Source organism: Pseudomonas fluorescens group sp. PF-1 (genome assembly GCF_054481335.1).
In genome coordinates this window covers 486,276-504,038 of record NZ_JBTMNG010000001.1, presented here as the reverse complement: position 1 = coordinate 504,038, position 17,763 = coordinate 486,276, and the positions used below count along the sequence as shown (strand labels likewise).

Sequence of the window (17,763 nt, the reverse complement as noted above, 5' to 3'; positions counted from 1 at the left end):
CGCACACCCCAAACCTCGACACTGCGCTCCATCGAATCAACCCACCGGAGTTGCAGCCATGCCCATTGCCTTGCTCGCGCTGACCCTCAGCGCATTCGCCATCGGGACGACCGAATTCGTCATCGTTGGCCTGTTACCCACCATCGGCGCCGACCTGGGTGTCAGCCTGCCGTCCGCCGGCCTTCTGGTCAGCCTGTATGCGCTGGGCGTCGCGGTCGGCGCCCCTGTGTTGACTGCCCTCACCGGCAAAGTCCCACGCAAGATGCTGCTGTTGTCGCTGATGGTGCTGTTCACCCTCGGCAACCTGCTGGCCTGGAAGGCCCCGAGCTACGAATCGCTGATCATTGCGCGGATCGTCACCGGCCTGGCCCACGGGGTGTTCTTTTCGATTGGTTCCACCATCGCGACTAGCCTTGTGTCCAAGGACAAAGCCGCCAGCGCGATCGCCATCATGTTCACCGGACTGACCGTGGCGCTGGTCACTGGCGTGCCGTTGGGCACCTTCATCGGCCAGCATTTCGGCTGGCGTGAAACCTTTCTGGCCGTGTCCGCACTGGGTGTCATCGCGTTCATCGGCAGCCTGCTGTACGTGCCGAAAAACATCGCCCACAGCAAACCCGCGTCGCTATTGCAGCAATTGCAGGTGCTCAAGCAGCCACGGTTGCTGCTGGTGTACGCCATGACGGCGGTTGGTTACGGCGGTTCGTTCATTGCGTTCACCTTCCTGGCACCGATCCTCCAGGACATTTCCGGCTTCAGCGCCAGCACCGTCAGCCTGGTGCTGCTGGTCTACGGCATCTCGGTGGCCGTGGGCAACATCTGGGGCGGCAAACTGGCGGACAAACGCGGTCCGATCAGCGCCCTGAAAATCATCTTCAGCCTGCTCGCCGCCGTGCTGTTCGTGCTGACCTTCACGGCCGGCAATCCATGGCTGGCGCTGGCCACCGTACTGGTCTGGGGGGCCGTGGCGTTCGGTAATGTGCCGGGGTTGCAGGTGTACGTGGTGCGCCAGGCCGAACATCACACGCCACATGCGGTGGACGTGGCTTCGGGCCTGAACATTGCTGCGTTCAACCTTGGCATCGCCGGTGGCGCCTGGGGTGGTGGCCTGATCGTCGCGCATATGGGGCTGATTCATACAGCGTGGATTGGCGGCCTGGTGGTGTTGGTGGCACTGGCGCTGACCGCGTGGAGCGGCCGTCTCGATCGCCTCGGCCCTGCGTACGCCGAAGGTTCAACCCGTATTGTCGTCGGCCACTGATCCCCTGTAGGAGCCAGCCTGCTGGCGATGGTCTCCAGTACGCCGCATTCATCCAGACCACACGCGTTATCGTTGACGACCATCGCTGGCAAGCCAGCTCCCACAGAGGGCCGCGCCGGTCACGTAATACCTGTAGGAGCCAGCCTGCTGGCGATGGTCTCCAGTGCGCCGCGTCTATCCAGAACACGCGCGTTATCGTTGACGACCATCGCCGACAAGCCGGCTCCTACAGGTTTTGCGGTGACCTGTGAAATATCGGCCACCCGTAGTCCCGTCGAAACTTTCGCCACTGCCCCGCAGTCATCAAAAAACAGGGGCACACGGACCGGAGGCGACATGGCGGCGATTCATATCGGTATTTCAGGTTGGCGCTACACACCTTGGCGAGGGGATTTCTACCCGAAGGGCCTGGCCCGCAAGCGCGAATTGCAATTCGCCTCGCGGGCCGTCAATAGCATCGAACTCAATGAATCTTTTTACGCCCTGCAACGGCCAGAGCGCTACGCCGAGTGGTACGTCGACACGCAGCTTGCCGAAGGAGTGCTGGCATGAGCATTCCCGAGCCGGTTGGCGTCACCGACGAGCAAGCAACCATCGAGCCCCTGGTGCATCGCTTCACGGTACTGACGGTCAATACCCATAAAGGCTTCACCGCGTTGAACCGGCGTTTCATCTTGCCGCAATTGCGCGAAGCGGTGCGCAGTGTGTCCGCCGATGTGGTGTTTTTGCAGGAAGTCCACGGCACCCACGAACACCACCCCAAGCGCTATGACAATTGGCCGGCGATGCCGCAATACGAATTCCTCGCCGACAGCCTTTGGCCGCAGTTCGCCTATGGGCGCAACGCGGTCTACCCGGCGGGCGATCACGGTAATGCGCTGCTGTCGAAATTCCAGATCGTGCGCCATGACAATCTCGACGTATCGATCAGTGGCCACGAGAATCGCGGCGTCCTGCATTGCGTGTTGCGCTTGCCCGGCGAAGGCCCGGAGGTGCATGCCATATGCGTTCACCTGGGCCTGCGTGAAAGCCACCGCACTGAACAACTCAAGCTGTTGGCCCGTCGCCTGGAAGAACTGCCCGGTGACGCACCAGTAATCATCGCCGGTGATTTCAACGACTGGCGCCAGCGCGCCGATGCCCTGCTCAAGCCTTGCGGCTTGCGCGAAGTCTTCGCCGAACACCAGGGCCAACCGGCGCGCAGCTTTCCCGCGCGATGGCCGGCGCTGCGCCTGGACCGCATCTACGTACGCAATCTGAAGGCCAGTCGCCCACAAGTACTGACGAACCGCCCCTGGTCACACCTTTCCGACCACGCACCGCTATCGGTGGAGATCGAGCTATGAGCCCTTCGCCGATGGAAAAAACCGCCATGGACCACATTCCCACGCCCCCGGTCAGCGAACCGGCGCCGGTCGACGTCGATTACCGTTGGCACGGCAACAACCGGGTCGAGTTGCTGGAAAACGGCGAAGCCTATTTCCCCCGGGTGTTCGAGGCCATGCGTCAGGCCAAAAGTGAAATCCTCCTGGAAACCTTCATCGTCTTCGAGGACAAGGTCGGCGCAGAACTGCAGGCGGTACTGATCGACGCGGCCCGACGCGGCGTGCGCGTCACCGCCAGCTTCGATGGTTTTGGTTGCGGAGAACTGAGCAGCGGTTACCTCGCCGCCCTCAGTGACGCCGGTGTGCATCTGCAAATGTTCGACCCGGCACCCAAATACCTGGGCATCCGCACCAACTGGTTTCGGCGCCTGCACCGCAAGATCGTGGTCGTCGACGGGACCTTCGCGTTCCTCGGCGGGATCAATTTTTCCGCCGACCATTTGGCCGACTTCGGCCCGGAGGCCAAGCAGGATTACTCGGTGGAAGTACAAGGTCCGGCGGTGACCGACATCCATCACTTTGCCCTGCTGCAATGCGGGCGCCCGGTGCGCGCCAGGTACTGGTGGCAACGACGTCGACAACGCCGTTCGGAGTTGGCGTTCAGCGAGCACGATGGACAAGTGCGCCTGGTGTATCGCGACAACGGCGAGCATCGGACCGACATCGAGGAGGTTTACCGCCAGGTACTGCGTACCGCACAACGGCGCGTGGTGATCGCCAATGCTTACTTCTTTCCCGGCTATCGACTGCTGCGCGATATTCGCAATGCAGCCCGCCGGGGTGTCGAGGTGCGGCTGATTCTGCAGGGGCAACCGGACATGCTGGTGGCCAAGCTCGCGGCGCGCATGACCTACGACTACCTGCTCAAGTCCGGTGTGAGGATTTACGAATATTGCGACCGCCCGCTGCACGGCAAAGTCGCGCTGGTGGACGAAGACTGGAGCACGGTCGGCTCCAGCAACCTCGACCCGTTGAGCCTGTCGATGAACCTGGAGGCCAATGTGTTGATCCGCGACCGAGGGTTCAACCGGCAACTGTTCGAGCGCCTCGAAGATCTCAGCGACAACCATTGCCAGGTCATGTCGGTCGACAATGCCCCGCGCGGCCGCATCTGGCACATGACCGTGGGTTTTCTGGTCTTCCACTTCCTGCGGCATTTCCCGGCCTGGGCCGGTTGGTTGCCGGCGCATAAACCCCGTCTCAAGACCTTCCGCGCACCAACCGGGAGCGAGCCATCATGAGCCGCACTGAAGCACCCGCGATGCGTAACGCCGAGCACCCGGCCAAGTCGCGCTGGAGCCACTGGAAGCGACCGCTGACGATGCTGTTTTTTCTGGCGCTGATCGTGCTGTTGACGATGTTCGCCCAGCGCATCGAATGGAACGAGGTGTTCGATACCCTGGCCGACTTCAAGGTGCGCACGCTGATCATCGCGTCCGGGCTGACCCTCACGAGTTTCCTGGTGTATGCCTGCTTCGACCTGATCGGCCGCACTTACATCCGCCAGGACCTCACGTGGAAACAGATCCTGCCCGTCGGGATCATCAGTTACGCCTTCAACCTCAACCTGAGTGCCTGGGTCGGCGGTATTGCCATGCGTTATCGGCTGTACTCACGACTCGGTGTCAGCAAAGCCAACATTGCGAAAATCCTCGGCCTGAGCCTGGCCACCAATTGGTTTGGCTACATGGTGATTGCAGGCGCGGTGTTCAGCAGCGGTCTGGTACGCATGCCGACCGGCTGGACACTCAGCAGCGGCGCGCTGCAAGGGGTGGGCGTGTTGCTGCTGCTGGCAAGTGCGGGCTATCTGGCCGCGTGCCGGTACTCCACCCGCCGGGCCAAGGCCAAGGCGTTGCGAATCTCGAAAAAGTCCGAGTGATCCGTGCTATTTGACCAGACGCCCACTATCACCTGGACTGAATGATGCTCAGCCGCTCGCCCACCACCATTTCCGTGACCCAGTCCACGAGGATGGAAGTGTAGGCCTGCTGTGAAACCGGATCACTCAGGGCATGGTCGGCACCGTCGATGATGCGGTGCGTCAGCGAATGGGTCTGCTGACAGGCCGCGCGATAACTCATGATGGTTGCGTGGGGCACGTAGTCATCGGTCTCGGACTGCACCAGCAGCACATCCCCGGTAAATTGCGAACAGGCATGCAGCGCCCGGTTGCCCTCGGCGCGCACCAGGGTGCTGCGATAATCGCGCAGATCGAGTTTATCCAGATCGCGCTTGGGCGTGTGCCATTGATCGTCGCGGTACAGCGCCGGCACCCGCAGCGCCAGCCAGCGCACGGGGCGCAACGACGTCAGGATCGCAGCCAGGTAACCGCCATAACTGGTGCCCACCACGGCAATCGCCGAGGTATCGAGCGCCGGGTGCGCGAGCAGACGATCGTAGGCCGCCAGCAGGTCGCGCAGGTTGTCTTCACGGGTCACCCGGGACAACGGAATGCCGGTGCCGCCGGTATGCCCGCGCAGGTCGAAGGTCAGACACACACAACCCAGGCCGGCGATGCCTTTCGCCCGTTCCAGGTCGCGCTCCTGACTACCGCCCCAACCGTGCACGAATAACACGCCGGGGACTTTCGATTTGGGACTGAGAAACGTCCCACTCATCTGTTCGTCGTCAATGTCGATTTGAATGCTTTCGCTTCTAGCCGTCATAGGATTTGACCGTTACGTACTTGAGGAGAAAATCACTGTCTTGCGCCGGTCCGCGATACACCTCGATGGCGTGCGCCGGTAATGGCTGTTCGATGTAGGTTTCCACCGAAGACACACGGATCGCACGCATCCCTGGGTCGTTGACGAAGCTCTGCAAGGCCGCCATTTCGGCACTGCTGGCACCGCCCATGCGCCAGGATTGTTCGAGCACGCCGCTGCGTGGCTTGCCGTCGCTGGCCACGCCCTGGGCGATGTCGTAGTTGCGCCGTGATGCATAGAAACCGGGGTAGGCTTCGTCCGCGGCGCTGTCGAACACTTGAGCCTGCTGGATGGCCAGCCGCACATCATCGGGCAGGTCCAGCTTCAGCAATTCGTCGTAGCCCCCCTGCACCACCAACAGGTTGGAACCACCATAGACCTCTTCACCGTGGGCGTCTTTGGTCAAATATTGATCACCGCAGTAACTCAGTACCTTGTCGCCGATGAAACTCTGACCCACGCTGTGGGTAATCACCTGGTCCAGGTCCTGCTCCAGCACCACGCCTTCAGTGAACAGCGTTTTGGCCTCGGGCCGGGCAAGGATTTCATCGAACTGGTCGAGGCTCTTGATGACTTCCTGGCCCCGCCCGGCGCACGCATGAATCGGCTTGAGGCGGATCGGGCCGGTGCAAAGCAGGTGCTCCGCCGCCGGCCGCGCATCGTCGAAGGAAAATACGCTGAGGCCATCCAGCACCACAGGGTGTACCCGTTGGGAAAACAACGGCGACCAGCCATGGGGAGCTCGGGCTAGTTGGTTGCACAAACCGTGACTGATGGCCTTGGTGCAGATGAAGTCATGCTCGACGTAACCGCCCCACAAATCCTCCGCCCCCTTGACGCCCAGTTGCCGGGCGGTGGCAGCACCCACCAGCGTCTGGGTCGGGAGCAGGTAATGTTCACGGCCGTGATGCTGCGCAGGGTCGTAATTACCGCCGTACTTGAGCCCGAGGATGTGCGCCAGCCAGCGGGCCAGCGCGCGATTGGTTTCGACTTCGTGCAACGGCGCGTCGGAACGCACCGAATGGGCGACCACTGTTTTCTTGCGGCTTGTTGGGGTCATGCGTCCCCCTTCAATCGGCGCCAAATGAATGTAGCTATTGGGGTGCAGAGATCAGGCCAATCGCGACTGAAAAGAAATACATTTAAAATCAGCCGGTTACACGGCGAGTAGTGGCATCTGGCCTGCTTTATTCTGCACGACGACCTTTAACATTCCGGCATTTTGCACGACTCAAACCTTCCTCTTCCCACGGCTTTTAGCGGGTAACAACACTCGGCATCACGCCAAACCGGGTCCGGTAATCACTTGGCGCCAGCCCGGTGATTTTCTTGAAGGTCGAACGAAAGGCGCCTGGGTCCTGATACCCCACGGTCCAGGCAATGTGGTCGATGGTGCTGTTGGTGAATTCGAGCATTTCCCGCGCCTTGCCGACCCGCAAGTGCTGGCAGTACTCGGTGGGCTTGAGCCCGGTGGCGGCACGGAACCGGCGCAGGAACGTGCGCTCTTCCAATCCTGCCCGCTCGGCCATGGACGTCAACGACACGTCGGTGGCCCCGGTGCTTTGCAGCCAGTGTTGAACCTTGAGGATCGATGCATCGCCATGACTGAGAATCGGCGCGAAATTGCTGCCGCACTCGCTGGCGCTGTCACTGTGTTCAACCACCAGAAAGCGTGCGGTACCGGTGGCGATGCTCGGCCCCAGCAAGCGATCCACCAGGCGCAGACCCAGCTCCGACCAGGCCATCAAGCCGGCAGTGGTGATCAGGTCGCCGTCATCGACGATGGGGCTATCGGCCTTGAGCTTGATTGCCGGGTAACGTTCGGCGAATGCCTTGGCCGAGGTCCAGTGGGTGGTGGCACTCCGGCCGTCGAGCAGGCCGCTTTCGGCCAGCAGAATCGAGCCCACGCAGATACCACCGAGGGTTGCGCCGCTGGCATGTTGCTGACGCATCCAGCGAATCAACGCCTGCGATGCCTGGCCTTCGCGGAACCCGGCAATCGACGGCGGAATCAATACCGCCACCAAGGCGCCGTCCGCCCCGGGATGGCTGTCGTACACCCGTGCTGGCGCCTGCTCGCCGTCCACTTGCCAATGACTGACCCGAAGCAACGGTAACTGCGCCGCCTGATGTTCGGCGGCGATCCGGTTGGCCACCCCGAACAGGTCCGTCAACCCATGCACCGCCGCGATTTGCGCGCCGGGATAGATCAACACGCCCAGTTCGGCGATTGCCCTTTGTGCATCCATTGTCAGTTTTCCCCCTTCTATTGTCGGTGCGGCCAATCCCCGGATGGCGTGCCTGGGCCAATACTTGATTCCACATCCAACCCGCACTTCAAGGAAACAGTCATGGCCAAGCAAGCGCTCATCCTAGTCGATATCCAAAACGACTACTTCCCCCAAGGCAAGTGGCCGCTGGTCGGCGCCGATGCTGCGGCAGACAACGCGGTCCGCCTGCTCAAAGTCTTCCGCGACGCTGGTGATTCAGTGGTGCATATCCGCCACGAATTCACGTCCGAAGAAGCACCGTTTTTCACCCCTGGCTCCGAAGGCGCGAAGTTGCACCCCAACGTTCTCAACCGTGCCGATGAGCCGGTGGTACTCAAGCACTTCGTCAACTCGTTCCGCGAAACGGAACTGCAGTCGATCCTCGACGAAAAAGGCGTCAAGGAACTGGTGGTCGTCGGCAGCATGAGCCACATGTGCATCGACGGTATCACCCGTGCCGCCAACGACCTCGGCTATAGCGTCACGGTGATTCACGACGCCTGTGCTTCCCGTGATCTGGAGTTCAACGGCCTGACCGTTCCGGCGGCCCAGGTGCATGCGGCCTTTATGTCAGCCTTGGGTTTTGCCTACGCCAAGGTGATTTCCACTGACGAGTTCCTGTCTGCCAGCCAGGGCTAGGACCGGAGCTTGCCACGCCTGGTGACGGATTGATCAATCCGACGCCCACAAAAAAGGCCCGACGCTGTGAGCGCCGGGCCTTTGTATTTAGAGCGGGGGAAGCGGCTTGTCAGAACGGAATATCGTCATCAAAGCTGTCGAAATCCGGTGCCGGTTGCGGCGCGGCTTGTTGCGGTGCCGGACGCTGTGGCTGCTGTTGCGGGGCAGGACGTGGAGCCTGCTGGCGCGGAGCGGATTGCTGGTAGTTGTTACCGCCGCCCTGGCCTTGCTGGTCGCCCTGTGGACGGCCGCCCAGCAGTTGCATGGTGCCTTGCATGTCGACGACGATTTCGGTGGTGTAACGCTTGATGCCGTCTTTTTCCCACTCGCGGGTCTGCAGCTTGCCTTCGATGTACACCTGCGAACCTTTACGCAGGTACTCGCCAGCGATCTCTGCAACTTTGCCGAACATCGACACACGGTGCCATTCGGTCTTTTCGACTTTCTGACCGGTTTGCTTGTCAGTCCACTGCTCGCTGGTCGCCAGACTCAGGTTGGTCACGGCGTTACCGTTTGGCAGGTAGCGAACTTCAGGATCCTGGCCGCAAGTGCCGACCAATATGACTTTGTTAACCCCACGGGCCATTACGTTCTCCTAGGCTACGCACGCTGCCTCGGCCGGGCTGTTCACCAGGCGCTCAAGGGTGGTGCGATCCAATAGTTCGGTGTCCAATTTGATGTAAATGGCCGCTTCATCAGCGACGATCACTGCATCTGTTACCCCTACGACCGCCTTCAGGCGCTCAACCAGACCCGCTTCGCGGATCGCCTCGGGCGACAACGGCAAGCGCAGGCTCGTGACGTAGGGAGGTTCGCGCATGGTAACAGCAAAGGCCAGCCAGAGGGCAGCCAGACCGGCGCATCCCAGGAACACAACCGACAAACCGCCATGCTGGAACAACCAGCCGCCGAGAATGCCGCCCAGTGCCGAACCGAGGAACTGGCTGGTGGAATACACCCCCATGGCCGTGCCCTTGCCGCCAGCCGGTGAAACCTTGCTGATCAGCGACGGCAACGAAGCTTCCAGCAGATTGAACGCAGTGAAGAACACCACCGTCCCGATCACCAGAGCCCGCAAGCTGTCGCCGAACTGCCAGAAGAATAGCTCAGTGAACATCAGCGTCAGTACCGCGCCCAACAAAACTCGTTTCATTTTGCGTTTTTTCTCGCCGTAGATAATGAACGGAATCATGGCGAAGAAGGAAATCAGCAGCGCGGTCAGATAGACCCACCAGTGCTGCTCTTTAGGCAGCCCGGCTTTTTCGACCAGGGCCAAGGGCAACGCAACGAAACTCGACATCAACATCGCGTGCAACACAAAGATGCCGAGGTCCAGGCGCAGCAGGTCCGGGTGCTTGAGCGTCGGAATCAGCGCCTGGCGTGCGACACCGGACTCACGATGCTGCAACGGCCCGGTGGCACGCGGCACCATGAACATCACGATCACAATGCCGAACAGTGCCATGCCACCGGTGGCGAGGAACAATCCGCTCAGGCCGAAAGCGCGCGTCAGCAAAGGTCCGACCACCATGGCGACGGCAAACGACAGGCCAATCGTCATGCCGATCATGGCCATGGCCTTGGTCCGATGCTGCTCGCGGGTCAGATCTGACAACAATGCCATGACTGCGGCGGAAATCGCTCCGGCCCCCTGGAGGATACGTCCGGCGATCACGCCCCAGATCGAATCGGCGTTGGCGGCCAGCAGACTGCCCAGCGCAAAGATAATCAAACCGAGATAAATGACCGGGCGGCGGCCGATGCGGTCGGAAATGAAACCGAAAGGAATCTGGAAAATCGCCTGGGTCAGGCCGTAAGCGCCAATCGCCAGCCCGATAAGGGCTGGGGTCGCTCCCGCCAGGTCCATCCCATAGGTCGCCAATACCGGCAACACCATGAACATGCCAAGCATACGGAAGGCGAACACCAGGGCCAGACCACTCGCCGCGCGGGTCTCGCTGCCACTCATGCGTTCGCTGTGGGGATCGTGCATGGAAAAACCTCATGTGAACCGGCGGCGATTCTACCAGTCCCATCGATTGGCGGGGTATATCGCGACGCTTTGACGCGCTCATCTGACAGACTCTTCATGTAAGCCAATACTCCCGTCATTTGATAGTGTGCATCCATCCAGTATTTGGCCGTATACTCTTACGTTTTCGACGCCCGCCAAGCGAGGCCACTTTGGACAAGATCCTGATTCGTGGGGCTCGAACCCACAACCTGAAGAACATCGACCTGACCCTGCCAAGGGACAAGCTGATCGTCATCACCGGCCTGTCCGGCTCCGGCAAGTCATCCCTGGCTTTCGATACGCTCTACGCCGAAGGCCAGCGCCGCTACGTCGAATCTTTGTCGGCCTACGCCCGCCAGTTCCTGTCGATGATGGAAAAGCCCGATGTCGACACCATCGAAGGCCTTTCGCCGGCCATCTCCATCGAGCAGAAGTCGACCTCGCACAACCCGCGCTCGACGGTCGGCACCATCACCGAAATCTACGACTACCTGCGCCTGCTTTATGCGCGCGTGGGCATTCCGCGCTGTCCGGATCACGACATCCCGCTTGAGGCACAGACCGTCAGCCAGATGGTCGACCTGGTTCTGGCGCAACCGGAGGGTAGCAAGCTCATGCTGCTGGCCCCGGTCATTCGCGAGCGCAAAGGCGAGCACCTTTCGGTGTTCGAAGAGCTGCGCGCCCAGGGCTTCGTGCGTGCCCGGATCAACGGCAAGCTGTATGAGCTGGACGAAGCGCCCAAGCTCGACAAACAAAAGAAACATTCCATCGATGTGGTGGTCGACCGCTTCAAGGTCCGCGCCGATCTGCAGCAACGCCTGGCCGAATCCTTCGAGACTGCGCTGAAGCTGGCGGACGGCATCGCTCTGGTCGCACCGATGGACGATGAGCCGGGTGAAGAGATGATCTTCTCCGCGCGCTTCGCCTGCCCGATTTGCGGCCACGCCATCAGCGAGCTCGAACCCAAGCTGTTCTCCTTCAACAACCCGGCCGGCGCCTGCCCGACGTGTGATGGCCTGGGTGTGAAGCAATTTTTCGACATCAAGCGACTGGTCAATGGCGAGTTGACCCTGGCCGAAGGCGCGATTCGCGGCTGGGATCGACGCAACGTCTATTACTTCCAGATGCTCGGCTCGCTGGCCTCGCACTACAAGTTCAGCCTCGAAGTGCCGTTCAACGAACTGCCTGGCGACCAGCAGAAGTTCATCCTGCACGGTAGCGGCTCGCAAAACGTCGACTTCAAATACCTGAACGACCGTGGCGACATCGTCAAGCGTTCGCACCCGTTCGAAGGCATCGTGCCGAACCTGGAACGCCGGTACCGCGAAACCGAATCGGCTTCAGTGCGCGAAGAGCTGGCCAAGTTCTTAAGCACCCAGGCTTGCCCGGACTGCCGCGGCACCCGCCTGCGGCGTGAGGCGAGGCATGTATGGGTCGGCGAGAAAACCCTGCCGGCGGTGACCAACCTGCCCATCGGCGATGCCTGCGACTACTTCGGCGAGCTCAAGCTCACCGGACGTCGTGGGGAAATCGCCGACAAGATCCTCAAGGAAATCCGCGAGCGTCTGCAGTTCCTCGTCAACGTTGGTCTTGATTACCTGTCGCTGGATCGCAGCGCCGACACCCTGTCCGGTGGTGAGGCCCAGCGTATTCGCCTGGCCAGCCAGATCGGTGCCGGCCTGGTGGGTGTCCTGTACATCCTCGACGAGCCGTCGATTGGGTTGCACCAACGCGACAACGACCGACTGCTCGGCACCCTCAAGCACCTGCGGGACATCGGTAACACGGTGATCGTGGTCGAGCACGACGAAGATGCGATTCGCCTGGCTGACTATGTGGTGGATATCGGCCCGGGCGCCGGGGTTCATGGTGGGCATATCGTTGCCGAAGGCACGCCGGCCGAAGTCATGGCTCACCCAGACTCCCTGACGGGCAAGTACCTGTCGGGTCGGGTGAAGATCGAGGTGCCGGCCAAACGTACGCCGCGCAACAAGAAGCTGTCGCTATCGCTCAAGGGCGCTCGTGGCAACAATTTGCGCAACGTCGACCTCGAGATTCCGATCGGGCTGCTGACCTGTGTGACCGGGGTATCCGGCTCAGGCAAATCGACCCTGATCAACAACACGCTGTTTCCCCTGAGCGCCACGGCACTCAATGGCGCGACCACACTGGAAGCCGCCGCACACGACAGCATCAAGGGTCTGGAACACCTGGACAAGGTCGTCGATATCGACCAGAGCCCGATTGGTCGTACGCCGCGTTCCAACCCGGCGACCTACACCGGGTTGTTCACGCCGATTCGCGAGCTGTTCGCCGGCGTGCCGGAGTCCCGCTCCCGTGGTTACGGGCCAGGGCGCTTCTCCTTCAACGTGAAGGGCGGACGCTGCGAGGCCTGCCAGGGCGATGGCCTGATCAAGGTGGAAATGCACTTCCTGCCGGACATCTACGTTCCTTGTGACGTGTGCAAGAGCAAGCGCTACAACCGCGAAACCCTGGAGATCAAGTACAAGGGCAAGAGCATCCACGAAACCCTCGAGATGACCATCGAGGAAGCGCGGGAGTTCTTCGACGCTGTGCCGGCACTGGCGCGCAAGCTGCAGACGCTGATGGATGTCGGCCTGTCTTACATCAAGCTGGGGCAATCGGCGACCACGCTGTCCGGTGGCGAAGCACAGCGGGTGAAACTGTCCCGCGAACTGTCCAAGCGCGACACGGGCAAGACCCTGTACATCCTCGACGAACCGACCACGGGCCTGCACTTCGCAGATATCCAGCAACTGCTCGACGTGTTGCATAGACTGCGCGACCACGGCAACACGGTCGTAGTGATCGAGCACAACCTGGACGTGATCAAGACCGCTGACTGGTTGGTGGACCTGGGGCCTGAAGGCGGGTCCAAGGGCGGCCAAATCATTGCCGTCGGCACACCGGAGGAAGTTGCAGAGATGAAACAGTCTCACACCGGCTTCTACCTGAAACCGCTGCTGGAACGCGATCGGGCCTGAGCCCGCAAAAAGAAAAAGCCCCTGTCACTTCATCAGTGACAGGGGCTTTTTTAAATCCGCAGCAATCAGGTGTGCGATTGCAGGTAGTTCTCGAGACCGATCAACTTGATCAGACCCAACTGCTTTTCCAGCCAGTACGTGTGATCTTCTTCGGTGTCATTGAGCTGAATACGCAAGATTTCGCGACTGACGTAATCCTTGTGTTGCTCGCAAAGCTCGATACCTTTGCACAGTGCTGCGCGGACCTTGTACTCAAGACGCAGATCAGCCTCGAGCATCTCAGGCACTGTAGTGCCCACATCGAGATCGTCCGGACGCATGCGTGGCGTGCCTTCCAGCATCAGGATCCGCCGCATCAACGCATCGGCGTGACCGGCTTCTTCTTCCATCTCGTGATTGATTCGTTCGTAGAGCTTGGTGAATCCCCAGTCCTCATACATCCGCGAATGGACGAAATATTGATCACGCGCGGCCAATTCGCCGGTCAGCAACGTGTTGAGGTAATCGATAACGTCTGGGTGGCCTTGCATCGCCCTACATCTCCCTGCTTGAAAGTCTGTAGTTTGAACCAAGCTGCTTGGCAGGTCACTCGATTCAAGCAATAAAAGCGAAGATATTCTGAGAAAATCAGCTTAATTAACGCAAAAACCGCCCAATCAAGGGCGGTTCTGCTTCTCATTTAGACTTCGTTAAGCTGTACGTCGAGCAGCTTCGCGATTGCTTCTCCGTACGCCGGATCAGCCTTGTAGAAATGCTGCAATTGGCGGTCAACCACATCACTGGATACACCTCCCATCGCACCGGCGATGTTACCGACCAACAATGCTTTCTGCTGATCGCTCATCAAGCGAAACAGCGCACCGGCATGACTGTAGTAATCGGTATCTTTGCGGTGATCGTAGCGATCGGCCGAACCGCTTAACGCGAGCGCTGGCTCAGCGTAACGAGGTGCTTGTTTAGGCGATTCGACATAACTGTTCGGTTCGTAGTTGGGTGCTGCACCGCCATTGGTGCCAAACGCCATCGATCCATCGCGCTGATAGCTGTTAACCGGGCTACGCGGAGCGTTAACCGGCAATTGTTGGTGATTGGTGCCGACACGGTAGCGGTGAGCATCGGCATAAGCGAAAACGCGCCCCTGTAGCATCCGGTCTGGCGACAGCCCGACCCCCGGCACCATATTGCTTGGGCCGAATGCCGCTTGCTCGACTTCCGCGAAATAGTTGAGCGGGTTGCGATTGAGCTCCAACTCGCCGACTTCAATCAGCGGAAACTCTTTCTGCGACCAGGTCTTGGTCACGTCGAACGGGTTCTCATAATGCGCGGCAGCTTGTGCTTCGGTCATGATCTGGATGCACACACGCCATTTCGGGAAGTCGCCACGCTCGATGGCGCTGAACAGATCACGCTGAGCGTAATCCGGATCAGTACCCGCGAGGCGCGCAGCTTCTGCCGGCGCCAGGTTCTTGATCCCTTGTCGGGTCTTGTAGTGCCACTTGACCCAGTGGCGCTCGCCATTAGCATTGATCAAGCTATACGTGTGACTGCCGAAGCCGTGCATGTGACGATAGCCGTCAGGAATGCCTCGATCGGAAAACAGGATCGTGACCTGGTGCAGCGCTTCAGGAGAGTGCGACCAGAAGTCCCACATCGCCTGCGCGCTTTTGAGATTGCTTTGCGGCAGCCGCTTTTGCGTATGGATAAAGTCCGGGAATTTGAGCGGATCGCGGATGAAGAACACTGGTGTGTTGTTGCCAACAATGTCCCAGTTTCCTTCCTCGGTGTAGAACTTCAACGCGAAACCGCGTGGATCGCGCTCGGTATCCGCCGAACCGCGCTCACCGCCAACGGTGGAAAACCGCAAAAAGGTCGGCGTTTGTTTACCCACTGTTTCAAACAGCTTGGCGCTGGTGAACTGAGTAATGTCGCGAGTCACGGTAAACGTACCGTACGCACCCGAACCTTTGGCGTGCACACGTCGTTCAGGGATGTTTTCTCGGTTGAAGTGGGCGAGTTTCTCGATCAGGTGGAAATCGTCGAGCAGCAGCGGACCCCGAGGGCCGGCGGAACGGGAATTCTGATTATCGGCGACAGGAGCGCCACTGGCGGTGGTCAGTGTTTTATTTTGGCTCATGCGAACTCTTCCTTTGTCAGTCTTGAACTGCCGGGGAATCGGCTTGGCGGGAAGTATTGATCATCATCATGACAGCCACAAATTCATTAACTTGCGGACATCGATAGAAAATTACTAATAATCAACCCACGCTTATAGTGCCGACCGGAAAGGATTGAAGCTTGTACGCAGAGCGCATTTCTTACAGGCACAAAAAACCGGGCACTGGGCCCGGTTCCTTGTTTCAGACTGACGTCTTACTCAGCGGATACAGCTTCACCGCCGACAGCACGATCAACCAACTCGACGTACGCCATAGGCGCGTTGTCGCCAGCGCGGAAACCGCACTTGAGGATGCGCAGGTAGCCACCCTCACGGGTAGCGTAACGCTTGCCCAGGTCGTTGAAGAGCTTACCAACGATAGCTTTCGAACGAGTACGGTCGAAAGCCAGACGGCGGTTAGCCAGGCTGTCTGTCTTGGCCAGAGTGATCAGCGGCTCAGCAACGCGACGCAGTTCTTTGGCTTTTGGCAGAGTAGTTTTGATCAGCTCGTGCTCGAACAGCGACACCGCCATGTTCTGGAACATGGCCTTGCGGTGCGAGCTGGTGCGGCTGAGGTGACGACCACTTTTACGATGACGCATGGTTCATTCCTTACCAAACACTACGTTCGGTGATTACGACGATCAGGCAGTCGCCTTGTCGTCCTTCTTAAGACTTGCAGGCGGCCAGTTGTCGAGGCGCATGCCGAGGGACAGACCGCGGGAGGCCAGAACGTCCTTGATTTCAGTCAAGGATTTCTTGCCCAGGTTCGGAGTCTTCAACAGCTCTACTTCGGTACGCTGAATCAGGTCACCGATGTAGTAGATGTTTTCCGCCTTAAGGCAGTTAGCCGAACGTACAGTCAGTTCCAGATCGTCAACCGGGCGAAGCAGGATCGGATCGATCTCGTCTTCTTGCTCGATTACCACTGGTTCGCTGTCACCTTTGAGGTCGACGAACGCAGCCAACTGCTGTTGCAGGATGGTTGCAGCGCGGCGGATAGCCTCTTCAGGATCCAGAGTACCGTTGGTTTCCAGATCAATAACCAGCTTGTCCAGGTTAGTACGCTGTTCGACACGGGCGTTTTCCACCACGTATGCGATACGGCGAACCGGGCTGAACGAAGAGTCAAGCTGCAAGCGACCAATGCTGCGGCTTTCGTCTTCATCGCTCTGACGCGAGTCTGCCGGTTCATAACCACGACCACGAGCTACGACGAGCTTCATGTTCAGGGCGCCGTTAGACGCCAGGTTAGCGATTACGTGATCGGGGTTAACGATCTCGACATCATGATCCAGCTGAATATCGGCAGCGGTAACCACCCCCGAACCCTTCTTCGACAAGGTCAGCGTAACTTCGTCACGGCCGTGCAGCTTGATAGCCAGACCTTTAAGGTTCAACAGGATTTCAATTACGTCTTCCTGTACACCTTCGATGGCGCTGTACTCGTGGAGCACACCGTCAATCTCGGCCTCGACTACTGCACAGCCGGGCATTGAGGACAACAGGATGCGGCGCAGCGCGTTGCCCAGGGTGTGGCCAAAGCCACGCTCGAGAGGCTCGAGAGTGATCTTGGCGCGGGTTGGACTGACAACCTGCACATCAATGTGGCGGGGTGTCAGGAACTCATTTACCGAAATCTGCATGGATGCACCTATTTTCTAGCCCTTACTTGGAGTAGAGCTCGACAATCAGGCTTTCGTTGATGTCGGCGGACAGATCACTGCGAGCTGGAACGTTCTTGAAAACGCCCGACTTCTTCTCAGTGTCTACTTCTACCCATTCTACGCGGCCACGTTGGGCACACAGATCGAGAGCTTGGACAATGCGAAGTTGATTTTTTGCTTTCTCGCGAACAGCGACCACGTCACCAGCACGAACCTGGTAGGACGGTACGTTAACGGTCTGACCGTTTACGCTGATCGACTTGTGCGATACCAGTTGGCGGGATTCGGCACGAGTCGAACCAAAGCCCATACGGTATACAACGTTGTCCAGACGGCATTCGAGCAGTTGCAACAGGTTTTCGCCAGTTGCGCCTTTCTTGCCAGCAGCTTCTTTGTAGTAGCCGCTGAATTGACGCTCGAGAACGCCGTAGATACGACGGACCTTCTGCTTTTCACGCAGTTGGGTGCCGTAATCGGACTGGCGACCGCGGCGCTGACCGTGGATACCAGGTGCTGCTTCAATGTTGCACTTCGATTCGATCGCGCGCACGCCGCTCTTCAGGAAGAGATCGGTGCCTTCGCGACGAGCGAGTTTGCATTTTGGACCAATGTAACGAGCCATT

At 59.5% G+C, this 17,763-nt stretch carries 15 protein-coding genes and 2 pseudogenes; 7 read left to right on the top strand and 10 right to left on the bottom strand.

The genetic code is table 11. The features are described 5' to 3' along the window. The first annotated feature begins 58 nt into the window (after nt 1-58). From ACX3YD_RS02420 to ACX3YD_RS02400, 5 genes and pseudogenes are all read left to right on the top strand, one after another. A complete protein-coding gene (locus ACX3YD_RS02420) occupies nt 59-1,261 on the top strand; it encodes an MFS transporter (protein ID WP_103403394.1) in 1,203 nt (400 codons plus the stop codon). 336 nt (nt 1,262-1,597) lie between these two features. Next, nucleotides 1,598-1,786 (top strand): annotated as a pseudogene (locus ACX3YD_RS02415) (DUF72 domain-containing protein); the annotation flags it as partial. 23 nt (nt 1,787-1,809) lie between these two features. Further along, nucleotides 1,810-2,607: an endonuclease/exonuclease/phosphatase family protein gene (locus ACX3YD_RS02410; RefSeq protein WP_458959194.1), complete on the top strand. Its 798-nt coding sequence runs from the start codon at nt 1,810-1,812 to the stop codon at nt 2,605-2,607. Next, complete coding sequence (clsB, locus tag ACX3YD_RS02405) at nt 2,604-3,887, top strand: cardiolipin synthase ClsB (RefSeq protein WP_103403391.1); 1,284 nt, start codon at nt 2,604-2,606, stop codon at nt 3,885-3,887. Before ACX3YD_RS02410 ends, clsB begins: the two co-directional genes overlap by 4 nt. After that, a pseudogene (locus ACX3YD_RS02400) lies at nt 3,884-4,483 on the top strand (lysylphosphatidylglycerol synthase transmembrane domain-containing protein); the annotation flags it as partial. The gene clsB and the pseudogene ACX3YD_RS02400, both read left to right, overlap by 4 nt. A gap of 70 nt (nt 4,484-4,553) precedes the next feature. On the opposite strand, the gene ACX3YD_RS02395 reads toward ACX3YD_RS02400, so the two are convergent. The 3 genes from ACX3YD_RS02395 to ACX3YD_RS02385 all read right to left on the bottom strand — a co-directional run bounded on the left by ACX3YD_RS02395 (nt 4,554) and on the right by ACX3YD_RS02385 (nt 7,600). Then, nucleotides 4,554-5,312 (bottom strand): alpha/beta hydrolase family protein, encoded by a 759-nt coding sequence (locus tag ACX3YD_RS02395; RefSeq protein ID WP_458959193.1) that lies wholly within the window; start codon nt 5,310-5,312, stop codon nt 4,554-4,556. Further along, nucleotides 5,302-6,411 (bottom strand): DUF3182 family protein, encoded by a 1,110-nt coding sequence (locus ACX3YD_RS02390; protein ID WP_458959192.1) that lies wholly within the window; start codon nt 6,409-6,411, stop codon nt 5,302-5,304. Before ACX3YD_RS02390 ends, ACX3YD_RS02395 begins: the two co-directional genes overlap by 11 nt. Before the next feature lie 196 nt (nt 6,412-6,607). After that, the gene (locus ACX3YD_RS02385) at nt 6,608-7,600 is read right to left on the bottom strand and encodes a GlxA family transcriptional regulator (RefSeq protein WP_458959191.1); all 993 of its coding nucleotides are present in this window, start codon (nt 7,598-7,600) and stop codon (nt 6,608-6,610) included. Between the two features lie 102 nt (nt 7,601-7,702). Between ACX3YD_RS02385 and ACX3YD_RS02380 the strand changes: the two genes are divergently transcribed. Next, entirely contained in the window at nt 7,703-8,260 is a 558-nt protein-coding gene (locus tag ACX3YD_RS02380) for a cysteine hydrolase family protein (protein WP_458959190.1), read from the top strand. 109 nt (nt 8,261-8,369) lie between these two features. Here ACX3YD_RS02380 and ACX3YD_RS02375 read toward each other — a convergent pair whose 3' ends face one another. Both ACX3YD_RS02375 and ACX3YD_RS02370 read right to left on the bottom strand, forming a co-directional pair. Further along, on the bottom strand, nt 8,370-8,885 hold the full coding sequence (locus tag ACX3YD_RS02375; protein ID WP_007970128.1) for a single-stranded DNA-binding protein: 516 nt from the start codon (nt 8,883-8,885) through the stop codon (nt 8,370-8,372). A gap of 9 nt (nt 8,886-8,894) precedes the next feature. Continuing rightward, nucleotides 8,895-10,292, bottom strand: coding sequence for an MFS transporter (locus ACX3YD_RS02370; RefSeq protein ID WP_103403385.1), 1,398 nt, complete (start codon nt 10,290-10,292; stop codon nt 8,895-8,897). A gap of 191 nt (nt 10,293-10,483) precedes the next feature. Between ACX3YD_RS02370 and uvrA the strand changes: the two genes are divergently transcribed. Then, nucleotides 10,484-13,318, top strand: a complete 2,835-nt coding sequence (uvrA, locus tag ACX3YD_RS02365; protein ID WP_047533932.1) for an excinuclease ABC subunit UvrA — start codon at nt 10,484-10,486, stop codon at nt 13,316-13,318. Between the two features lie 65 nt (nt 13,319-13,383). Here uvrA and bfr read toward each other — a convergent pair whose 3' ends face one another. The 5 genes from bfr to rpsD form a co-directional block, all read right to left on the bottom strand. Then, the gene (bfr, locus tag ACX3YD_RS02360; RefSeq protein ID WP_025109504.1) at nt 13,384-13,848 is read right to left on the bottom strand and encodes a bacterioferritin; all 465 of its coding nucleotides are present in this window, start codon (nt 13,846-13,848) and stop codon (nt 13,384-13,386) included. A gap of 149 nt (nt 13,849-13,997) precedes the next feature. Next, nucleotides 13,998-15,452, bottom strand: a complete 1,455-nt coding sequence (locus tag ACX3YD_RS02355) for a catalase (RefSeq protein ID WP_047533939.1) — start codon at nt 15,450-15,452, stop codon at nt 13,998-14,000. Between the two features lie 236 nt (nt 15,453-15,688). Next, complete coding sequence (gene rplQ, locus ACX3YD_RS02350) at nt 15,689-16,075, bottom strand: 50S ribosomal protein L17 (RefSeq protein WP_007924175.1); 387 nt, start codon at nt 16,073-16,075, stop codon at nt 15,689-15,691. A 42-nt stretch (nt 16,076-16,117) separates the two neighbouring features. After that, nucleotides 16,118-17,119: a DNA-directed RNA polymerase subunit alpha gene (locus tag ACX3YD_RS02345; RefSeq protein WP_007924176.1), complete on the bottom strand. Its 1,002-nt coding sequence runs from the start codon at nt 17,117-17,119 to the stop codon at nt 16,118-16,120. A 22-nt stretch (nt 17,120-17,141) separates the two neighbouring features. Continuing rightward, nucleotides 17,142-17,762 carry a 30S ribosomal protein S4 gene (gene rpsD / locus ACX3YD_RS02340; RefSeq protein WP_003176404.1) on the bottom strand — a complete coding sequence of 207 codons (621 nt, stop codon included), beginning with the start codon at nt 17,760-17,762 and terminating at the stop codon, nt 17,142-17,144. Nucleotide 17,763 lies beyond the last annotated feature (1 nt).